The organism is Microbacterium testaceum, from assembly GCF_001476655.1.
Lineage (GTDB): Bacteria > Actinomycetota > Actinomycetes > Actinomycetales > Microbacteriaceae > Microbacterium > Microbacterium testaceum_C.
In genome coordinates this window covers 1-733 of sequence record NZ_LDRT01000253.1, presented here as the reverse complement: position 1 = coordinate 733, position 733 = coordinate 1, and the positions used below count along the sequence as shown (strand labels likewise).

Here is a 733-nt window from a genome sequence, read left to right as displayed (position 1 = left end):
GAGCTCGCCCGCCGCATCGCCGAGGTCGCACCCGCGGGCATGTCGAAGGTGTTCTTCACCAACGGCGGAGCGGATGCCAATGAGAACGCGGTGCGCATGGCGCGCCTGGTCACGGGCAAGCGCAAGGTGCTGGCGATGTACCGCAGCTACCACGGCAACACCTCGACCGCGATCACCCTGACGGGCGACCCGCGCCGCTGGGCGAACGAGCCGGCCGACGCCTCGGTCGTGCACTTCTTCGGCCCCTACGCCTACCGCTCGGCGTTCCACGCGGCGGACGAGGCCGAGGAGACGGCTCGGGCACTGGAGCACCTCGAGCAGACGATCATCCTCGAGGGCGCGTCGACGATCGGTGCGATCATCCTCGAGACGGTCGTGGGCACCAACGGTGTGCTGGTGCCGCCGCCGGGCTACCTGCCGGGCGTCCGCGCCCTGTGCGACAAGTACGGCATCGTCTACATCGCCGACGAGGTGATGGTGGGCTTCGGGCGCATCGGCGAGTGGTTCGCGATCGACGCGTTCGATGTCACCCCCGACCTCATCACCTTCGCCAAGGGCTCTCCCTTATACACATTCCCGAGCCCACGGGACAGGCAGAAACAGCGTATGCAGCCTACTGCTTGAAAAAAAAACACCACGGTGAAGAACTGGAAGATGGAAAGCCCGTTGAGACGGGCCAGCAGGGGGTACACAACGAACCCCACTATCGCAAAGACAAACTACAACAACATCA

The 733-nt window shown here is 64.8% G+C and carries 1 pseudogene; it reads left to right on the top strand.

Annotated elements, in window-relative coordinates:
• Positions 1–558 (top strand): annotated as a pseudogene (locus tag NS220_RS18815) (aminotransferase class III-fold pyridoxal phosphate-dependent enzyme); the annotation flags it as partial.
• Positions 559–733 lie beyond the last annotated feature (175 nt).